Origin of the sequence: Blastococcus sp. Marseille-P5729 (assembly GCF_900292035.1) — a bacterium.
Lineage (GTDB): Bacteria > Actinomycetota > Actinomycetes > Mycobacteriales > Antricoccaceae > Cumulibacter.
The window spans coordinates 801,408-822,229 of the sequence record NZ_OMPO01000002.1; the positions used below are offsets into that span (position 1 = coordinate 801,408).

At 66.1% G+C, this 20,822-nt stretch carries 12 protein-coding genes and 1 riboswitch; all 12 genes read left to right on the forward strand.

The genetic code is table 11. From position 1 onward, the window contains the following. The first annotated feature begins 140 nt into the window (after positions 1 to 140). The 12 genes from DAA40_RS12375 (at position 141) to DAA40_RS12430 (ending at position 20,807) form a co-directional block, all read left to right on the forward strand. Complete coding sequence (locus DAA40_RS12375) at positions 141 to 2,966, forward strand: DUF499 domain-containing protein (RefSeq protein ID WP_158716411.1); 2,826 nt, start codon at positions 141 to 143, stop codon at positions 2,964 to 2,966. Beyond that, on the forward strand, positions 2,960 to 4,468 hold the full coding sequence (locus DAA40_RS12380) for an ATP-binding protein (protein WP_106849994.1): 1,509 nt from the start codon (positions 2,960 to 2,962) through the stop codon (positions 4,466 to 4,468). The genes DAA40_RS12375 and DAA40_RS12380 overlap by 7 nt, the downstream gene beginning before the upstream one ends. Then, entirely contained in the window at positions 4,461 to 5,450 is a 990-nt protein-coding gene (locus tag DAA40_RS12385) for a PD-(D/E)XK motif protein (RefSeq protein ID WP_199849735.1), read from the forward strand. The genes DAA40_RS12380 and DAA40_RS12385 overlap by 8 nt, the downstream gene beginning before the upstream one ends. After that, on the forward strand, positions 5,447 to 8,449 hold the full coding sequence (locus DAA40_RS12390; RefSeq protein WP_106849995.1) for a Z1 domain-containing protein: 3,003 nt from the start codon (positions 5,447 to 5,449) through the stop codon (positions 8,447 to 8,449). Before DAA40_RS12385 ends, DAA40_RS12390 begins: the two co-directional genes overlap by 4 nt. A gap of 9 nt (positions 8,450 to 8,458) precedes the next feature. After that, positions 8,459 to 10,597 (forward strand): sigma factor-like helix-turn-helix DNA-binding protein, encoded by a 2,139-nt coding sequence (locus tag DAA40_RS12395; RefSeq protein ID WP_106849996.1) that lies wholly within the window; start codon positions 8,459 to 8,461, stop codon positions 10,595 to 10,597. A 281-nt stretch (positions 10,598 to 10,878) separates the two neighbouring features. Beyond that, a protein-coding gene (locus DAA40_RS12400) for an IS3 family transposase (RefSeq protein ID WP_106849997.1) occupies positions 10,879 to 12,158 on the forward strand; the annotation gives its coding sequence in 2 pieces (ribosomal slippage) (positions 10,879 to 11,167 and positions 11,167 to 12,158; 1,281 coding nt in all). 357 nt (positions 12,159 to 12,515) lie between these two features. After that, a riboswitch (SAM riboswitch) is annotated at positions 12,516 to 12,630 on the forward strand. Between the two features lie 291 nt (positions 12,631 to 12,921). Beyond that, positions 12,922 to 14,157 carry an LLM class flavin-dependent oxidoreductase gene (locus tag DAA40_RS12405; RefSeq protein WP_106849998.1) on the forward strand — a complete coding sequence of 412 codons (1,236 nt, stop codon included), beginning with the start codon at positions 12,922 to 12,924 and terminating at the stop codon, positions 14,155 to 14,157. 19 nt (positions 14,158 to 14,176) lie between these two features. Further along, positions 14,177 to 15,577, forward strand: coding sequence for an NtaA/DmoA family FMN-dependent monooxygenase (locus tag DAA40_RS12410; RefSeq protein WP_106849999.1), 1,401 nt, complete (start codon positions 14,177 to 14,179; stop codon positions 15,575 to 15,577). A gap of 62 nt (positions 15,578 to 15,639) precedes the next feature. Next, positions 15,640 to 17,262, forward strand: a complete 1,623-nt coding sequence (locus tag DAA40_RS12415) for an ABC transporter substrate-binding protein (RefSeq protein WP_106850162.1) — start codon at positions 15,640 to 15,642, stop codon at positions 17,260 to 17,262. Between the two features lie 7 nt (positions 17,263 to 17,269). Beyond that, the gene (locus DAA40_RS12420; protein WP_106850000.1) at positions 17,270 to 18,229 is read left to right on the forward strand and encodes an ABC transporter permease; all 960 of its coding nucleotides are present in this window, start codon (positions 17,270 to 17,272) and stop codon (positions 18,227 to 18,229) included. Continuing rightward, a complete protein-coding gene (locus DAA40_RS12425; RefSeq protein ID WP_106850001.1) occupies positions 18,226 to 19,158 on the forward strand; it encodes an ABC transporter permease in 933 nt (310 codons plus the stop codon). Before DAA40_RS12420 ends, DAA40_RS12425 begins: the two co-directional genes overlap by 4 nt. Then, the gene (locus tag DAA40_RS12430) at positions 19,158 to 20,807 is read left to right on the forward strand and encodes an ABC transporter ATP-binding protein (protein WP_234356358.1); all 1,650 of its coding nucleotides are present in this window, start codon (positions 19,158 to 19,160) and stop codon (positions 20,805 to 20,807) included. Before DAA40_RS12425 ends, DAA40_RS12430 begins: the two co-directional genes overlap by 1 nt. Positions 20,808 to 20,822: the final 15 nt, after the last annotated feature.

Here is a 20,822-nt window from a genome sequence, read left to right on the forward strand (position 1 = left end):
GGCTCGAAGGCTGCGTACGCCTTCGCGTTAGCCCTAGGATCATACGAGAACTACACACGGAGCTAGATACGCACAACGAAAGGCCGAGTGGAGATGCTCTTTGAGCTCGTGCTTCCTCGGTGTTTGCGGACGGACCCCTAGTGGCCAGCCGGATCACCGACTACCAGGCCAAGTACTACGCACATGAGTTGCAGCGCAGCTACGCGAACGATCACGTCGGCAAGCTCGCCGGGCTCCTGTTCGACGCCCAGGTGGAGCCGAAGCCGCACCAGATCGACGCCGCCCTATTCGCTCTGCAGACACCGTTCCTGCCGGGCGTGATCCTCGCTGATGAGGTTGGCCTCGGTAAGACGATTGAGGCGGGCATCGTCATCTCGCAGTACTGGGCGGAGCGTCGTCGCAGCATCCTGATCGTCGCCCCGTCGAGCCTGCGCCAGCAGTGGCAGCAGGACCGCGTGGCGGTCGTCGGCAACGAGATTGCTGCAGGTCAAGCGCGTGACCGCGGGGAGGGCATGCAGGTTCGGACCTTGTGGGGGGAGATCGCCCGCCAGCTCGGCGGTCGCGAGGCCTACGACATGCTCGCGGACTCTGATGCCAACAGCACGAGTCCTGGAGACCTGCTGCGGGAGCTCCTTGCGAAGTACGCCCCCTGCGTGATCCTCATTGACGAGTGGGTCGCCTACGCCCGCCAGCTGAGTGAGGAAGCGCTCCCAGGCGGAACTTTCGAGACACAGTTCACCTTTGCTCAGGCCCTCACGGAAGCGGTCGCGGCAACACCGGGCGCTCTGCTGCTCGTGTCGATCCCAGCCAGCGACGTCCGACGCGAGGATGGTGACGCGGGCGGCCCACTCGCCTCCGACCTCGAGACTGGCGGCGAGCACGGAAAGGCAGCGCTCAAGAGACTCGAGCACGTCGTGGGACGCGTCGCACACCAGTGGCACCCCGCCTCGGCTCAGGAGTCCTTCGAGATCGTGCGTCGACGGTTGTTCGAGCAGCCAGATGCGGCAGCTCTGCGTGCAATCAACGCCACCGCCCGCAAGTTCGTGACCTTCTACCGAGACCACATGGGCGAGTTCCCGCGCGACACGACCGAGACGTCATACGAGACGCGGATCAAGTCCGCCTATCCGATCCACCCCGAGCTCTTCGCGCGGCTCTACGAGGACTGGTCGACCTTGGAGCGGTTCCAACGGACCCGCGGCGTCCTGCGGCTGATGAGCGCCGTCGTTCACGACCTCCACGCCTCTGGTGACGACTCCGCGCTGATCATGCCCGGCTCGGTGCCGGTCTCGGCTCCATCTGTTGTCGGTGAGCTCACGCAGTACGTCGACGTTCATTGGAAGTCCGTCATCGACGCCGACGTCGACGGCACGGACAGCCTGCCGTTCCAGATCGACAAAGAACGGCCGCTGTTCGGCGACCGCGGACTCACGCGCCGTATCGCTCGCGCGACCTTCCTCGGATCGGCTGCAACCCTCCAGAGCGCCCACAAGGGGGTGGAGCGCAAGCACATCTTCCTCGGCGTTGCCATGCCCGGCGACACTGTCGGCAACTTCGGTTCGTCGCTCCAGATGCTCAGCGACCGCGCGTCGTACCTGTTCTCGGAGGGCGATCGTTTCTGGTACGACCTCCAACCGTCGCTCAACCGCACCGTGAACGAGCGGGCTGCGAACCTCCACGACGAGGACATCTGGGCCGAGGTCGTTACCCGGCTGAAGCAGGCGGGGTCGAACGCCGGCGCCGACATCGCATCCACCATCGTCGCTCCGGAGGACTCGTCGGATGTGCCGGAGGCAGAATCGGTGCGACTCGTGCTGACTCACCCCAAGCACCAGCACAAGAACAAGGACACGGACTCCGGGGCGATCAGGTTCGCCCACGAGGTCGTCAAGTCACGGGGGAGTGGTAATCGCGAGCGTCGCAACACGCTCGTGTTTCTCGCCCCGGACGAGCAGAGATACGCCGAGCTCGAGTCTGCGGTCCGCCAGCACTTGGCTTGGCGCAGCGTCGTTCGTGACAAGGACCAGCTCGACCTGACCCAGCAGCGCGTGGCACTCGCCACCTCCAAGGTCGATGAGACGAACAAGATCGTCGACCAGCGCATCGCCACGAGCTGGATCTGGGCGCTTCACCCGCGCAATCGCGCCGACGACGAGCCCTTTGTGATCGGCGTCGTCAAGGCGGACGGCGACGAGTCGCGGCTTGCAGTGCGTACGGGCAAGAAACTTGTGCGTGAAGACATCCTTCGTGTCCAGATCGCTGCATCGACCGTGCGATACGACCTCGACTCGAAGCTTCACCGTGTCTGGAACAAGGGCCCGGTTCGGGTCGGCGATCTGTGGGACTACTACACGAAGCACCCCTACCTCCCGCGGCTGCGTGACAAGGGAGTCCTGACCGAGGCAATCGCCGAAGTCATGACGGACATCTCCTGGGTTCAGACCGGCTTCGCCCTCGCTACGGGCTACGACGCGACCTCGGGTGAGTTCACAGGGCTGGCAATCCCGAACGAGGACGTGTTCGGGAGGGTCGATGACGACACCTACCTCGTCGCGCCGCACGCAGCTCAGGCACAACGACAGCGCGAAGAGGCGACCGCAGAGGAGGCCGCCAAGGCAAAGAAGGCTGCCGAAGGCGACGGCGATGGCGACGACTCCACCACGACCAAGCCGCCCAAGAAGACGACTGCGACGCCGGAACTGCAATCCGTCAAAGACGGCCGATACCGTGCGCGCTTCGAAGTCGACACCTCGAGGCCCGACGTCATGGGAGAGAGCGTCAAGCAGGCAATCGAAGAAGTCCTCCGCCACATCGCGGCAGCAGAGGGTGCCGAGAACGTCGAGATCGTCCTCGACGTCCGTGCCGAGAACTCGAGCGGCTTCGGAGAGAACGTTGTACGCACCGTAAAGGAGAACAGCCGCGTACTCGGCTTCGACGTCAGCGAGTTCGAGGACGTCGAATGGTAGAAGCGAACGATGTCGAGGTCGTCGACACGATCAAGCTGAAGCCTGACGCCGGCCTCGTCAAGAGCCTCGGATCGCATCACACCTTCGAGTCGGCAATTGCAGACCTCGTCGACAACTGCATCGACGCCGAAGCGACCCGGATCTCCGTTCGGCTGCTGACCAAGGACGACCGGTTGGTCCAGATCGAAGTCGTCGACAACGGCAAGGGCATGGACGCAGCCGCCGCCGACCAGGCGATGACGCTGGGGCACCAGCGCGAGTACGGCGACACCGACCTCGGTCACTTCGGTGTGGGCCTGAAGGCAGCTTCCTTCGGGCACAGCGATGTCCTGACGGTCTGGTCGAGCCGGTACGGCGCGGTGCCGGTCGGAAGGCGGATCAAGCGCGCCAACTTCTCCAAGGACTTCTCGTGCGAGGTCCTGTCCGCAGATGCTGCCACCGAGGTCCAGGAACAGCGACAGAAGCAGATCGACGTCGCCTGGGGAACGACAGTCGTCTGGTCCGGGCTGCGCAGCACGTACCACGGCCGCAATGCCACTGAGGCACGCGAGTGGCTGTCCAAGACCGAGCTCGCAGTACGTCAGCACCTGGGCGTGACCTTCCATCGACTGATAGCGAAGAAGTCCATCGTCATCGACGTCCTCGTGGACGAGGTGGAGTTCGCGGATGAGGCGATTGGCACGCCCGTCAAGGCGATCGACCCCTTCGGCTATGCCACGTCCGGCCGTCCCGGATACCCGAAGACGATCGTCGCCTCGGCGGCCGGCCATGAAGTGAAGCTCGAGTGCCACATCTGGCCCGCCAAGACGGATATCCCCGGTTATCGCATCCAGGGGAAGTCCGGCGAGAAGTTCCAGGGGTTCTACATCTACAGGAACGATCGTCTCCTGCAAGTGGGCGGCTGGTCAGCCGCAGCCAACCCCACGGTTCGGCGCCAATTGGCTCGGGTTGTGATCGATGACGCGTCGGCGATCGGAACTCTGCTGACGATGAACCCGGAGAAGTCGGGACTTCGCGTCGAGGCTGGGTTCAAGGACGCACTCGCACAGGCGTCGGCAGCGGACGGCACAACGTTCGATCAGTACCTCCAAGACGCCGAGGACACGTACAAGACCGCCAACAAGCGGACCATGAAGCGTCACCCGGTCATCGCGCCCGACCGCGGCTTCGCGCCAGCAGTACGCAAGCAGATCGAGGCCGAGCTCGGTCTGATCAAGTCCGACTCATTGGAGATCCGCTGGACCCGCATGCCGGAGGGCGAGTTCTTCGACATCGACTTCGGGAACAGCACCTTGCTCCTCAACCAGCGATACCGGTGGATGTTTGCTCCCCAAGGGAGCAGCCTGAATGACGCACCCCTGGTCAAGGCCCTGATGTTCCTGCTGACTCACCAGATCTTTGAGGGCGCCAACCTGGGTCCGAAGGACAAGGACAACATCGCCCTTTGGCGCGCCATCCTCGGTGCAGCCGTCGAGGCTGAGGAGGAGATGCGCTATGAGTGAGCCACTGAACGATGCCCGTCACTACTCCCTCGCGAACGTGGATGCCTTCTGGGCGGCCGGCAACCCGGTGGTCCTTCCCATCAGCGGGACGCCCTCCTGCACGCTCGACATCCATCCGGCACTCGGGACGATCACGCTCACGACCCCCTTCGTCCCGCCGGAGCCAGACGTCGCGAAGTGGCGCAACATCACCTTCAAGCCAGTGGCTTCGGACGACGGAGACATGGCTGAACTGACCGTCTCGGTTGATGACAACCTCCACGGCGCGTACGGGCTGCTTACGAGCATCGCCGACGAGCTCCAGATCGAGGGCGAGCCCCTCGCCGTGGCCGTGGCATCGGCCATCCAGAGACACCGAGGAATGTTCGCAGGCAAGGCCGGTCTCAGTCCCGACAAGGAGATTGGCCTCTTCGGCGAGCTCCTCGTCCTTGAGTACCTGATCAACAAGATCGGCGCCGGCCCGGCGGTGGCATCCTGGCAAGGGCCCCTTTCGGAGGAGCACGATTTCGTCTTCGGCGAGGTTCACCTAGAAATCAAAACGACATCTGGGGAGCAGCGTCGTCACATGACGCACGGCTTCACCCAGCTCGTTCCTCTGCGCGGCGTACCGCTCAGCTTGGTCTCGATTCAGCTGACGCGCAGCAACATCGAAGGCGGGCGCACCCTGTCGCAGCTGGTGTCGCAGATCCGCGCGAAGTCCGGCGGCCACCGCCCGAAGGTCGACGAAGCTCTCGAAGCCGTTGGTTGGAGGGACGACGACGCCGAGCTCTACTCAACGTTCTGGGCCAAGCGCAGTGAGTTCAGGGCATACGACGTCGATGACCGGTTCCCGGCACTGACCCTCGACCGACTCGGCCAGGTCGTCCCGAACATCAAGGTTGTGTCGGACCTCTCGTACAGAGTGGACGTCACCCACTTTCAGAACCACACGTTGCCTGGCGCGCTTGCCGCACTTGTCGAACCCCCGGAGATTGCCGAATGAGCCTCGCTGCTCCCAGCCTGTCCCAGCCGCTGAAGAATCTTCTTCAGGGCCTCGCGGAGCAGGCTCCTATTCCCGTGCTGCCCATGCTGAGTGGCTTCGCCGGCCAGCCGGTTTCGGAGGACGACCTGGTTGCCTTCGTGCAGCAGGCGCCGCCGAACGACCCCGGCATGATCCAGCTCCGCCTCGCTCTCGCGAAGTGGGACGCGAGCAACGATCTGAAGTTGATCGGAGCCGACGGGCAGGAGACCGGGTCGGGCACCATCGCTCGACGAATCGCCGTGGTCAAGAACCTCGGCTTGAGTGACGAGGCGGAAGGTGTGCTCCGGGAGAAGATTCCCGTCCACGTCGAGGGTGCCATCGTCATCTCGAGGGAGTTCGAGCCCTGGTACGAGGAGGTGCGCCACCAGCGCAGCACCATGTACTGGGACCACTACGAGAAGTACCTCGCCCAGGAGAAGAAGTGGCCGGCGGCCTCGATCACGACCATCGATCAGAGTACGGACGCTGTCGTTGAGCGCCTGACGGACCCGACGCGCCCCGACATCAAGCGCACGAAGGGCCTTGTCGTCGGCTACGTACAGAGTGGAAAGACTGCCAACTTCACGGGCGTCATCGCGAAGGCGATCGATGCGGGCTATCGACTGGTCATCGTCATGACCGGAACCATCGAGATCTTGCGCGCGCAGACCCAGCGGCGCATTGACATGGAGCTCATGGGTGTCGAGAACGTCATCGCAGGGCAAGATCCGAACGATCCCGAGGTTGCCAAGGGTCTCGACTACCAGCAGGACGAGGACTGGCTGGCAGACAAGTTCGTGCGGCATGGCCAGGAGGCCCTCAACCAGCCTGGGGTCGCTCGCATTCGTCGCGTGACCACTCACAAGGGTGACTACAAGAGCCTGCCGCAGGGGATGTCCCAGCTCCGGTATGAGCGCCACGACAAGTCGAAGCCGCTGAACGCGGAGGAGAACCTCTTCCACACCGACGCCTACGTCGTGATCGTCAAGAAGAACTCGGCGCCACTAAAGAAGCTGATCAAGGATCTCAAGCCGATGCAGGCCATGCTCAACGAGCTGCCGGCCCTGATCATCGACGACGAGTCAGATGTCGCATCGGTCAACACTAAGGACCCGAAGAAGTCCAAGGACCGCACGATCATCAACAAGCTCATCACGGAGATCATGGAGATCGTTCCGCGGGCCCAGTACGTCGGCTACACGGCCACCCCGTTCGCGAACGTGTTCATTGACCCCGACGAGACCGACAAGGTCGATCTCTTCCCGTCTGACTTCGTGTTGTCGCTTCCTCGGCCTCCGGAGTACATGGGCGTCCAGGAGTTCCACGACATCGATCCGGACTGGGAGAGCGCTCCGAAGACGGTCGCCACGTCGAACGAGCTTGCCTATGTGCGTGCAGTGTCTGGCGACCCCGACGTAGATCCGGCACTGCACAAGGACGAGTTGCGGCTGGCGCTCGACGCGTGGGTGCTCAGCGGTGCCATCAAGAAGTACCGCGAGGCGAAGACCGGGAGCATTTTTCGGCACCACACCATGTTGGTCCACGAGGACGTGCGCAATGCCTTGCACGTCGACTCCGCGTCCATCGTCCGCGGCTTGTGGAACACCGGCAAGTTCACGTCTGGTGAGGGACTCGCGAGGCTTCGGAAGCTCTTCGACGACGACTACGCAGACGTGATGGCAGCTCGGGCTGGCGGTGAGCCCGTGCCCGCATCATTCAACGAGTTGAAGCCCTACATCCCTGAAGCGATCGCCGAAATGACGAGTGGGGGTGCGGACCCGGTGCTGATCGTCAACTCTGACAAGGAAGCCCAAGCCCAGCAGGAGGCACTCGACTTCGACAAGGGCCGGGTCTGGCGCATCCTCATCGGTGGCGCGAAGCTCAGCCGTGGCTTCACCGTCGAGGGGCTCACGATTTCCTACTTCCGGCGCAAGGCCGGACAGGCCGACACGCTGATGCAGGCGGGTCGATGGTTCGGATTCCGGGAGGGTTACCGCGACCTGGTGCGTCTCTACATCCGACGTGACCACAAGGTGGATCTGTACGAGGCGTTCGAAGCGCTTCTCCTCGACGAGGAAGCATTCCGCGACGAGCTGGGTAAGTACGCCGGCCTCGACGAGGACGGGAAGCCGCTCGTGGAGCCCCGTCAGATCCCGCCGCTCGTTAGCCAGCACCTGCCTTGGCTGAAGCCGACCGCCCGCAACAAGATGTTCAACGCGGTCGTCAAGGCGCGCGCTTCGGTCGGCACCTTCCACCAATTGTCGTCGATCCCGCCGCGGCCAACGGCGCCAGCCACTCCCAAGGAGCAAGCCAAGTTCAGGGCTCAGCACAAGGCGAACCTGGACAACGTTGTCCTGCCATTGCTCGCGTTGGCCGACCACGCGGCAGTCCTCCCGTACGTCGACTCGGATGGCACGAACAAAGAGCAGCACGCGCGGGTCGGGCTCATTGACGCCGACGAGTTCCTGAAGCTGTTCGACAAGCTGGCGTGGCACGAGAACTATCTGAGTGTGATCGATCCTCTGCGCGCGTTCATCGCTACCGCGACGCAGAAGGGGCGCATCAAGGACTGGGCGATCATCTGGCCGCAGCGTGCTGCGTCCGGTCGAGATCTGGAGTTCAGTGAGCTGTCCGTCCCCGCCCCGATCTTCAAGCGCGCGCGACGTCAGCCGCCGCGTATCGACTTCACCGGTGAGAACAAGCGCAACATCCTCGCTGCCGGCGCGGTGCCGTCGGGCAGCTCGCTGCCTGGCCTCGGCAAGAGCGATACCCGCGGTGTACTTGTGGTCTCGCTTGTGGCGGATCGCGACGAGACATCCGAGGCCGAAGCGGTGGCGCGCGACGAAGTCGTGGGACTGATTTCGCTCCGGGTTCCCGACAAGTCGGTTCAGAGCAAGAGGGACCACATCCAGTACGGAGTGGTGATCCCGGCCAAGGCCGACGAGGTGGCGGTGGACGTCGACGCTCAGAAGGCAGGCTGAGTCCCTCGAATGGTGGATCCAGACTTCGAGTTCCTCGACCTTCGGCCGCGCAACTGGGCAGACGCCTTCCCGTGGCTCCCCGGCAAGGCGTCGAGTGAGGGGGGCACAAAGGACGCGTGGTGGAGCAGTCCGATCGATGATGCTGAGTTAGCGGCACGCGCGGCGCTCATAGGCAAGGTCGTTGAGCTAGCCATCGACCACCTCGGGAAGTGGACGATCGGCGAGGTCTTTCCTGGTCTCGCCCCGGACATTTCCCTTGCGATGTTGGACCTTCCGGTGCGCGCGAAGAACGTTCTCAATCGCGAACAGCTGCTGCTGACAGCGGATCTGGCCGATGTGTCTCTCGAGGAGCTGCTCGCCTTCCGCAACGCTGGCATTGGGACCGTCAGGTCGATTCTTCAGCAGCTCGCCGAGCTGTCCACCTCCCTACCACAGGCCTCCGCTCCGCTGCAGTCTTCGGGTGGGATCGAGACCGCATCTCCTTCGAACGCGTGGCTGGGCGATCTCATCCGGGATCTCGAGACCCTCGCAGAGTGGAACCTCAGCCTTGGACGCGCTGACAGTGGCCTCCTGGGGGAGCTCCCTCTAGGAGCTCCGCCGGATGCGGTCGCCGCGCGCAAGAGACTGCTCGCACTGAGCGCCGGCGAGGTTCTCCCATCGACTGACGTCAACGTGGCGGACGCGCTTGAGGCCGCGATCTACGGGTTGGATCAGCGGTACCAGAAGATCCTACGGGATCGTGTGTTTGCCTGGGAGCCCCTGACCCTCGAGGAGCTCGGTCAGGAGTTCGGGGTGACTCGCGAGCGTGTGAGACAAGTTGAGGTAAAGGCTCGCGCCAAGCTCGACGATCTCGTCACTGCGGCCAACTCCGTCGGCCGTGCCGCAGACTTCGTTCGCACGCAGATTCGCGGCGTCCGCCCCCTCCAAGAGTTGCTTGATCAGGCACCCGCGCTGGCCCACGAAGTGGTCTCCGTGGGTCAGCCCACGTGGAGGGTGATCGACGTCTTGGATGACGCGTATGAGATCGCCGACGGTTGGTGTGCCGAGCCAAGCTTCGAGGCAGCGCGACGCGACACGTCGGTCTTCCTCGACGAGTTGGCAGACTCGTACGGGGTGGTCCGCTTGGCCGACGTCTCCCTATCCGGGGACGAGGCCGGCTCCCTGCCGTGGTTGAAGGAATGGCTGATCTATCTGGGGTACGAGGTCAGAGACCAGTTCGTTCTCCTCAAGACGGCGTCGCTCAATGACATGGCTGCGGCCATCCTGTCGATCGAGGGGGCGCCACTGACCTTCGATGAATTGCACAAGAAGGTGGGACGCGGAGCTGCAGGAAGCCTCCGCAACCAGGTGAGCACCGATCCGGTCTTCACCAAGATAGACCGTGAGCACTTCGCTCTGACCGAGTGGGGACTTGAGGGCTACACGAATATTCGGGGCGAGATCGGCAAACTTCTCGAGCAGGCCGATGGCGAGTTGCCGCTGGCCACAGTGGTCGAGTCGCTGGTCGGCAGGTTCGGGGTCTCTGCGAACTCGGTCGCGGTCTACGCAGGCAGCCCGCCGTACAACGTGATGAACGGAATCGTTCGGACCGAGACGGGACAGTTGGCCGGCGGGGGAAGAAATCCTGCAAAGGTGCAGCGCTACTACCGTCGAGGAGGCGACTGGCTCTATCGCACTACGGTGACGTTCGATCACCTACGGGGCAGTGGGTGGCCGGCATCAACGGCCTTGTCCACGATCCTCCGTATGGCGCCGGGGGAGTACGCCGAGCTGTCGTCCAGACTCGGCCCCCAGAAGTTCTCCTACAAGACTCACCAGCCGTCATTCGGAAGCATCAAGCGCTTCCTCGAGGACATGGACTTGGGGATCGGTGACGAGATCTTCCTAGTCTTCAAGAAAGACGGTTCCTTCGATGTCGAGAAGCTTCCAGACGTGCCAGACGTGCCAGACGGCCGCATGGCCCAGGCGCTGCGACTCGTCGGAGCCGACATATCCCTCGATGTTGCGGATGCGATTGCGGCGCTCGGTTCGGCGATCAAGTTCGCGCCCGACGCGGACATCGTCTCAATTGCGCATGGATACAAGGCGCGCCGCGAGCAGCACATTCATGACCTAATCCTTGGTTTGGAACCGAGTTCGGACGAGTGACCTTGGCATCCAGAGTACGGGCGCCTGTTCACAGGTGCATCTCATCGCAGCCGACGGCAGCCGGCGGCGTCGCACCGTTGAGGGCACCGACACCTCGGCCGCAGATATTCAGGAGATCTGTCGCGAATTAGCGCGTCGGTGGTGAGGCACGATTCCTAGTCGGGTCTCAAGGGAATCGCTCGCGCATCGGGCTTGCGCGAGCCTGTTGCCTTTTCAGGCAACGATCTCGATGAACCGCCCCGGCAAGTCCAGAGACTCCGTTCCTTGGGAAGGATGGAGTCATGTCTGGGAGTACGTCGAAGAGGTACCCGGCCGAGCTGCGTGAGCGGGCGGTCCGGATGGTCACCGAGATTCGGGCCGACCACGAGTCGGAATGGGCGGCGATGAGCAAGGTCGCTGAACTGCTCGGGGTCGGGACGCCGGAGACGGTCCGGAAGTGGTGTCGGCAGGCCGAGGTCGATGCCGGCAGGCGCCCCGGGGTGACCTCGGAGGAGTCGGCGGAGTTGAAGCGGTTGAAGCGGGAGAACGCCGAGTTGAAGCGGGCCAACGCGATTCTCAAGAGCGCGTCGGTTTTCTTCGCAGCCGAACTCGACCGGCCACAGCGCTGATCGTGCGCTACATCGACGAGCACGTCGGTGAGCGCCACGATGACGGTCTGCGATGGGGTGTCGAGTCGATCTGTGCCGCGCTCACCGAGCTCGGCGCCAAGATCGCCCCCGCGACCTACTACGAGCACCGCCACCGCAAGCCGACCGCCCGCGAGGTGCGCGACGAGGAACTGAAGCCGAAGGTCGCCGAGGTCCACGCGGCGAACTACGGCGTCTACGGCGCGCGGAAGGTGTGGCTGACGCTCAACCGGGAGCGGGCCGCAGATGCGCCGCCGATCGCGCGCTGCACCGTGGAGCGGCTCATGGGTGAGCTCGGCCTGGCCGGCGCGGTGCGGGGCAAGGCCAAGCGCACCACGATCAGCGACCCGAAGGCGCCGAAGCCACTGGATCTCGTCGACCGGAGCTTCCGGCCGTTAGCACCCGATCGGCTCTGGGTGGCGGACTTCACCTACTGCTCGACGTGGTCGGGCTGGTGCTACACCGCGTTCGTGATCGACGCCTACGCCCGGCGGATCCTGGGCTGGTCGGTAGCGACCACGATGACCAGCCAGCTCGTCGTGGACGCCGTTGAACAGGCGATCTGGACCCGCGGCCGCGAAGGGCGTGACCTGGCCGGACTGGTTGCGCACCATGACCACGGCACGCAGTACCTGTCCGTGGCCTACTCCGAGAAGCTCGACGCCGCCGGGATCAAGCCTTCGACCGGCGCGGTGGGCTCGTCCTACGACAACGCACTGGCCGAATCGATCATCGGGCTTTACAAGACCGAGCTGGTCAAGAAGCAGCGGCCGTGGAAGGGCTTCGACGACCTCGAGGTCGCCACCGCTGAATGGGTGGACTGGTACAACCACCGCCGGCCCCACGAGTACTGCGACGACCTCACGCCCGTCGAGGCAGAGGCCGCTCACTACGCTCACCACGAGACCCCAGCAACCGTTGGAGTCTCAAGCTAGAAAGTCTCCGGACACGCCGGGGCGGTTCACCCGGGACTCGATGTTGCTTACGGCTCGAGCCCAGTCACAGTCCATGGCAGCGCGCACCGGGATTCGGTCTCTACTCAGTCTGGCGCCGACCCGGCCTAGTTTCAACTGGCCGAACGAACACGGAAGCTTGTGGTTCTATCAACGCGTGCACGAACCGATCCCGTCGCCCGATCGGGATCCGCACGAGACAGGGCAGGCTGGAGTCCTCGTCGGGGTTGCGCGCAATCAGCAGCGGCCCAACCCCATCAGGGTAGGCAGAATGCTCGCCCGCCGTGATCTGGGGCACATGACTTGCCCCTGAAACGAGGCTCGTTTACTCTTCAACGAGGTCACGAGAATCGCCGCGAAGCCCTGGCTCGGCGATCGGCAACCCCCGCCTCGTGGTGGGGTGCTCCAGGTGAAGACCTGGCCGGATCGCAACAGCGACCGGCAAGTACGAGTTCGCTCACGCGGGTTAGGAGAAACCAGCCATGGACGCCACGTCTGGTTTTCGCACCGCCCATTCACGACCGATGACCGGTCACGAAGCCGCTTGGCGGCTGTACGTCGATCTGGCGCTCGTCGCCAGCATGCGCTGTTCGCGCTAAGAGCGCGTTCCGCCCGACCTACACACCACACATCACCTCCTGACGGATAGTTCCGTCTCGTCGTAGCCGCCTCGGCAGCTTCGGCGATCTTCCTGCATTCCTTACGCAGCGGTGATGTGCCTTCCTACCTTGAGGTGCTTCCACGCATGTCCAACAATCCGGCGACCCCGCCGTCCGCTTCCTCCGAACACATCAACCTCTCTGTCGCGCTCGACGGCGCGGGGTGGCATCCGGCCGCCTGGCGTGAGCCCGGAGCCCGTCCTGCCGACCTGTTCACAACCGCCTACTGGGCAGAGCTCGTCACCGAAGCCGAGCGCGGCCTGCTCGACTTCGTGACGATCGAGGACTCCCTCGGCATCCAGTCCGACCACTTCGGCGGGCCGCCCGACCACCGCACCGACCAGGTACGCGGGCGCCTCGACGCCTCGCTGATCGCGGCGGCGCTCGGGCCCATCACCTCCTCGATCGGCCTGGTCCCCACCGTCACCACCACCCACACCGAGCCGTTCCACATCTCCAAGTCCATCGCCACCCTGGACTTCGCGAGCCGCGGCCGCGCCGGATGGCGGGTGCAGGTCTCCGGCCGCGCCCACGAGGCCGCACACTTCGGCCGCCGCGACATCCCCGAGCTCGACCGAAACTGGGCCACCCAGGAGGACTCCCGCCAGGCCATCCGCGAGCTGTTCGACGAGGCGGCCGACTCGATCGAGGTGGTCCGCCGGCTGTGGGACAGCTGGGAGGACGACGCCGAGATCCGCGACGAGGCGACCGGCCGCTTCATCGACCGCGACAAGCTGCACTACATCGATTTCGAGGGGTCGAAGTTCAGCGTCAAGGGCCCGTCCATCACACCGCGCCCGCCGCAGGGCCAGCCGGTCGTGACGGCTCTCGCGCACGCCGATATCCCCTACGAGCTGGCCGCTCGCGGCGCCGACCTGGTCTTCGTCACCCCGCAGGGCATCGACGACGTGCCCGCCCTGATCGGGCAGGTCCGCGCGGCCGAACAAGCGGTCGGCCGCACCAGTACGCCGCTGCTGATCAACGCAGACCTGCTGGTCGTCCTGGGCGACACCGAGAAGGACGCCCGTGACCGCCTGCGCCGCCTCGACGACACCGCGGGCGAGAAGCTCCGTTCCGACGCCGCGATCCTCGCGACTACCCCCGACCAGCTGGCAACGCTGCTCGTCGACTGGGCGGACGCCGGGTTGGACGGGTTCCGGTTGCGACCCGCGGTGCTACCAGACGACCTCGTCGCGATCACCCGCGGCGTCGTCCCCGCTCTCCAGTCGGCCGGCGCGTTCCGCCACACCTACGAGACCACCACCCTCCGCGATCATCTCGGGCTCCCCGTAGCGGTCAACCGCTACGCCGCGATCGCCTAAGGGAAAGGGAACCACTTTCATGAGCACCAGCAATCCACGCAAGCAGATCATCCTCGGCGCGCACTTCCCCGGCGTCAACAACTCGACCGTCTGGCGTGATCCGGCGTCGGGCAGCCAGATCGACTTCTCGTCGTTCGAGCACCTCGCGCGGACCGCCGAGCGCGGCAAGTTCGACTTCTTTTTCCTCGCCGAGGGACTCCGGCTGCGCGAGCAGCGCGGGCTGATCCACGACCTGGACGTCGTCGGGAGGCCCGATACGTTCGCCGTCCTCGCGGCACTCTCCTCAGTCACCAAGCATCTCGGCCTGGCCGGCACCATCAACGCGACCTTCAACGAGCCGTACGAGGTGGCGCGCCAGTTCGCGACCCTGGACCACCTCTCGGCAGGGCGAGCCGCCTGGAACGTCGTCACGAGCTCCGACGCGTTCACCGGCGAGAACTTCCGCCGCGGCGGATTCCTGCCGCACGCGGAGCGCTACGAGCGGGCGCGGGAGCATGTACAGACCGCGCGCGAGCTCTGGGACTCGTGGGCGCCCGACGCCATCGCGGCGGACAAGGAGTCCGGCGCGTTCCTGCGCGACGGCCACGCCGGCGCGTTCGAGCACAACGGTAAGCAGTTCGCCATCTCCGGCCGATTCAACGTCCCGCGCAGCCCGCAAGGGCATCCAGTCATCCTCCAGGCTGGGGATTCCAGCGACGGCAGGGAATCGGCTGCCCAGTTCGCCGACGCGATCTTCACCCGGCACGGGACGCTCGACGAAGGGATCGCGTTCACCAAGGACGTCAAGGCGCGCGCCGTGCGGTACGGCCGCCGGCCCGACGACCTGAAGGTGCTGCCAGGCGTCGGGTTCATCCTGGGCGACACCGACGCGGAGGCGGCCGAGATCGCTCGCGAGGTGCGGTTCCAGCAGGTGAGCCCGCAGACCGCGATCCTGCTCCTGGAGCAAGTATGGAACCGGGACCTCTCGTCGTACGACCCCGACGGCCCGCTGCCGGCTGAGGATCCCGACGTCGAGTCGATCTCCATCATCCAGGGACGCGCCCGCCAGGTCGACAGCGTGCTCGATACCGCCCGCCGCTACCGAGAGCTCGCCGAGGCCAAGAACCTGAGCATCCGCGAGCTGATCGTCGAGGTGACCAGCCGCGGGCTGTTCGTCGGTAGCCCGGCGACCATTGCCGACCAGCTCGACCAGTTCGTTCTCGCCGGGGCCAGCGACGGATTCATCCTCGTCCCGCACATCGTCCCGGCGGGGCTGGATCCGTTCGTCGACAAGGTCGTCCCGCTCCTGCAGGAGCGCGGCGCCCTTCGCGCGGACTACACCCCCGGCGCCACCCTGCGCGACAACCTCGGTCTGCCCGCGGCCACCCCCGCGGAGCGCTGGTCGGCGCTGGCCAACGATCCCGCGGCCGCCGCGTCGTGACCACCGCTGACCGCTCTCCCACCACTCCCCTCACCGACCACCGCTACCGAAAGAGCACCACGATGAACACCCCACGACCGGGACGCCGGCACCTGCTCGTCCCCGCCGCGCTGCTGACCGCCGCGAGCCTCGCGCTCGCCGCCTGCGGCAGCGGAGCGAACGCCGAAGACTCGGCCGCCGGATCGCCCGTCAGCGGCGGAAAGGCGACCTTCGCAGTCAGCTCCGACGCCGGTTGCGTCGACCCCCAGCAGGTCGGCAGCAACGACACCATCTGGTCGACCCGGCAGATCGTGGACTCCCTCACCGACCAGAATCCGGAGACAGGCGAGATCGTTCCGTGGCTCGCCGAGTCGTGGGAGATCTCGGACGACACGAAGTCGTTCACCTTCCACCTGCGCAAGGGAGCGACGTTCTCCGACGGCGCGGTAGTGGACGCCGCTGCCGTGAAGGCGAACTTCGACCGCGCGGTCAACCTCGGCGCCCGCGCGACGCTGGCCCGCGGTTACCTGGCCGGCTACGCGAGCAGCACGGTCGTCGACCCGCAGACCGTGACCGTAACGTTCAACCAGCCCAATGCGCAGTTCCTCCAGGCGACATCCACGCACAGCCTCGGCCTGCTCTCGCCGGCAAGCGTGGCGCTCAGCGACGACGAGCGCTGCAAGAGCGTCATCGGATCCGGACCCTTCGTCCTCGGCTCCTATACCCCGAACCAGTCCATCGTGCTGACGAAGCGCGACGGCTACGACTGGGGATCGTCGCTGTGGAAGCACAAGGGCGAGGCATACCTCGACCAGGTCACCTTCCAGATCGTCCCCGAGTCAGGGGTGCGCGCGGGCAGCCTGCAGTCCGGTGAGGTCGATGCGATCAGCAGCATCGGCCCGCAGGACGAAGCGGCGTTCAAGGGCACCGACGTCGTCTTGCAGGACCGGTCCAACCCCGGCGTCGTGTTCAACCTGGGCTTCAACAACTCGCGCCCGCTCGGCGCCGACCCGGTGGTCCGCGAGGCGCTCTCCCTGGTCATCGATCGCCAGCAGGTCGTCGACACGGTCTACACGTCGCAGACCAAGCCGGCCACCAGCATCCTCGCGTCGACGACGCCGATGTACGCGTCGCAGAAGGACGCTCTCGGCAGCGATCCCAAGAAGGCGGCGAAGATCCTCGAGGACGCCGGCTGGGCGAAGGGCTCGGACGGCATCTACGCCAAGGACGGCCAGAAGCTCACGCTGACGGTCAGCTGGGCGGCGGTCATCGGCACGAACAAGCCCGCTCTCGAGCTGATCCAGCAGCAGGCGGCCGAGGCCGGGATCGACATCCAGCTCAAGGAGCTGCAGCTCACCGAGTCGACCTCGGTCGTGTCGTCGGGCGACTTCGACATCTACTGGGCCAACGTCACCCGGGCTGATCCGGACATCCTGCGCTCCAACTACTCGACGGCTCTGGCGAACAACTACCGGCTTCCGGCGTCCGATCTCGACGACGTCCTCACGGCGCAGGCATCGGAATCCGACCCGACGAAGCGCGCCGAGTACGCCGCACAGGCGCAGAAGCTGATCGTGGACAACTACTACGTCATTCCCGTCGTAGAGCTGACCACGGTGCTCGCGCACGGTGCGAAGATCCACGAGATCACCTATGACGCGTCGTCGCGCATCCAGCTCTTCGACACGTGGGTCGACGCGGGGTGATGCGCCGATGACCAGGTACCTCCTTCGTCGGGTCGCCCTCGCGGTCGGCGTGCTCTGGGCAGCGTTCACGGTGTCGTTCGTCGTGCTCTACCTGATCCCGGGCGACGCCGTCGACGCGATGGTCTCCGCCCAGGAAGTACCGCCTTCGGCAGCCGAGCTCGCCCAGCTGCGCGCACAGTACGGGGTCGACGAACCGTTGATCGTGCAGTACGGCGAACGGCTGTGGGCCGCGCTGCAGGGTGACTTCGGCGACTCGATCCAGACCGGCCGTTCGGTGACGTCGTCGATTGTCGACGCGCTTCCGAGCACGGCCGTGCTGGCTGGTGCCGCGCTGCTGCTGGCGATCCTCGGCGGCGGCCTGCTCGCCATCGTCGCCACGGCGACCGAGTCGCGGTGGGCGCGCCAGTTCCTCCTGGCGCTCCCGCCGCTGGCGGTCTCGCTCCCGACGTTCTGGGTCGGGCTCGTGCTGATCCAGGTGTTCAGCTTCCAGCTCGGCCTGTTCCCGTCGATCGGCGGCACCGGTCTGAATGCGCTGGTGCTGCCGGCAGTGACACTGGCGCTGCCGATCGGCGCCGTGATCGCCCAGATACTCGCAAAGTCGCTGAGCACCGCGCTCGACGACGCCTACGTGACGACTGCTCGCGCGAAGGGGGTGAGCAGGGCCGGCATCCACTTCACGCACGCGCTGCGCAACGCCGCGTTGCCTGCGCTCACCGCCGTCGGCCTGCTGGTCGGGCAGCTGCTGGCCGGCTCAGTCGTGGTCGAGACCGTGTTCGCCAGGGCTGGGGTCGGCCGGCTCACCGTTCAGGGCGTCACGGCCCAGGACATTCCCCTCGTACAAGGAATCGTGGTGTTCGGCGCACTGGTGTTCGTAGCCACGAACCTGATCGTCGACCTGATCTACCCCGTGCTCGATCCCCGGATCACGGCGACCAGCACCGCGACGCCGAGAAAGGTACCCGCATGACCGAGCTCGCCACCGCCACCCTCGTGCGGGACGTCGAACCGCCTGAGGTCACGGCCCCGCCGAGCACAGTGGTGGCGGCGGCGGACCCCACCGACCGTCGGCGCGGCCTACCCCGTTGGCTCCGGTTCGCGCTGGCCCGACCGGGCCTGATCATCAGCGTCGTCTTCCTCGCGCTGGTGCTCATCGCCTGCTTCGCCCCTTCCCTTCTAGCCTCGGGAAACCCGCTGACCGGGGAGCCGGCGGACCATCTCAAGGCACCGAGCCCGGCCCACCTGTTCGGAACCGATCACCTGGGTCGCGACGTGTTCACGCGGGTCGTGCACGGCACCTCGCTGTCGCTGCGATCGGCGCTGGTCGCCGTCACGATCGCGCTCATCGTCGGCGGCCTGATGGGCCTCATCGCCGGAACCCTGGGCCGGTGGGTCGACGATGCGATCATGCGCTTCGTCGACGTCCTGCTCGCCATCCCGGCGCTTCTGCTGTCGCTGGCGCTCATCACCGCCCTCGGCTACGGCACCGTGAACGTCGCGATCGCCGTGGCGATCGGCTCAATCGCCACGTTCGCGCGGATCGCTCGTTCGGAGACGTTGCGCGTGTCACGGGCGACGTACGTGGAGGCCGCGCGCTCCGTCGGATCACGGCCGTGGACGACGCTGCGGAGGCACATCCTGCCCAACGCGATCGGCCCGATCCTCGCTCTCGCCGTGCTCGAGTTCGGCGTGGCCATCCTCGCGGTCGCATCGCTGAGCTTCCTGGGCTACGGCGCTCCCCCGCCGACGCCCGAATGGGGATCGATGGTCGCCGAGGGCCGCAACTACCTGGCCACCTCATGGTGGCTGACCACCTTGCCCGGCCTGACTGTCGCGGCGACCGTGCTCGCGGTGAACAGGGTGTCGCGGGCCCTCGACGGCGAATGGACGCGTGCGTGATGAGCAACAACGACCCATCGACCCTGCTGAAGGTCGACGGCCTGAAGGTGGGCTACCGGACGCGCAGCGGGCGGGTTCCCGCGCTGCGCGGCGTCGACCTGCGGATCGAGCGCGGCGAGGTGGTCGCGCTCGTCGGAGAGTCGGGCTCGGGCAAGAGCACACTCGCTCACGCCGTGATCGGGTTGCTGCCCCCGAACGCCGAGATCGAGGCGGGCTCCATCGCGTGGCGAGGAACCGACGTCGCACATGCGTCGACCCGCGCCTACCGGCGAATCCGGGGCAAGGAGATCGGCCTCGTCCCGCAGGATCCGACCGTCTCGCTGAACCCGGTGCAGCGCATCGGGCGGCAGGTCGCCGAGGGGCTCCGCGTGCACGGACTGGCAGGCCGCCGTACCGCGGCGATCGAGGCGGTCGCCGCACTCGAGCGGGCCGGGCTGCCCGACCCCGAGGTGCGCGCCCGGCAGTATCCGCACGAGCTGTCCGGCGGGATGCGTCAGCGGGTGCTCATCGCGATCGCAACCGCCGCCGAGCCGCAGCTCCTCATCGCGGACGAACCGACCAGCGCCCTCGACGTGACCGTGCAGCGGCGGATCCTCGATCGCATCGAGGCGCTCCGCGCCGAGCGCGACATGTCGGTGCTGCTGGTAACCCACGACCTCGGGGTGGCCGCCGACCGCGCCCAGCGCATCGTCGTCATGTCACACGGCGCGATCGTGGAGCACGGCCGCACCGCCGACGTCCTGCACGACCCGCAGCACGAGTACACCAAGCGGTTGCTGAGGGCCGCCCCCGGGCTCGAACTCGGCGGATTCGGCGTCCGGCGGCGTACCGCCCCGGCGCCCGCGAGCGACTCGGCGCCGCTCGTGCGGGCGACGAGCCTCGTCAAGGAGTTCCGGCTGCCCCACGGTGAGACGCTGCGCGCGGTCGACGACGTCACCTTCGAGATCCCGAAGGGCCAGACCCTGGCCCTGGTGGGAGAGTCGGGATCCGGCAAATCAACGACCGCCCGCCTCGTCCTTGGCCTCACGCAGCCGACGTCCGGAACAGTCGGCATCGGCGACACCGAGATCAGCGGTCTGCGCGGATCCGCGTGGCGGGAGGCACGACGCCATGCACAGCTGGTGTACCAGAACCCGTTCGCCTCGCTCGATCCCCGCTGGAACGCCGAGGAGATCGTCGGAGAGCCACTTCGCGTGTTCAAGGTCGGGACCCGCGCCGAGCGCCACGACCGGGTCGCGACGCTGATCGACCGCGTCGCGCTCCCGGCATCGACCTTGCAGCGCAAGCCGGCCGAGCTCTCCGGCGGGCAGCGGCAGCGGCTCGCGATCGCGCGGGCGCTCGCCCTGTCCCCTGAGCTCGTCGTTCTCGACGAACCGGTGTCGGCCCTCGACGTGTCGGTGCAGGCGCAGGTCCTCGACCTCCTGGTCGAGCTGCAGGCGGACCAGCAGCTGACCTACCTGTTCATCACTCACGACCTGGCGGTGGTCAGCCAGATCGCGCACCGGGCGGCGGTGATGCGCCGCGGCGCGATCGTCGAGACCGGGCCGGTCGACGAGCTGTTCTCCCGACCACAGCACGACTACACCCGCGACCTGCTGAATGCGATCGCCGGCCGCCACCTGCGCGACGCCGCCGCGGCGCGCTCCTGACCCGAAAGGCTTCAC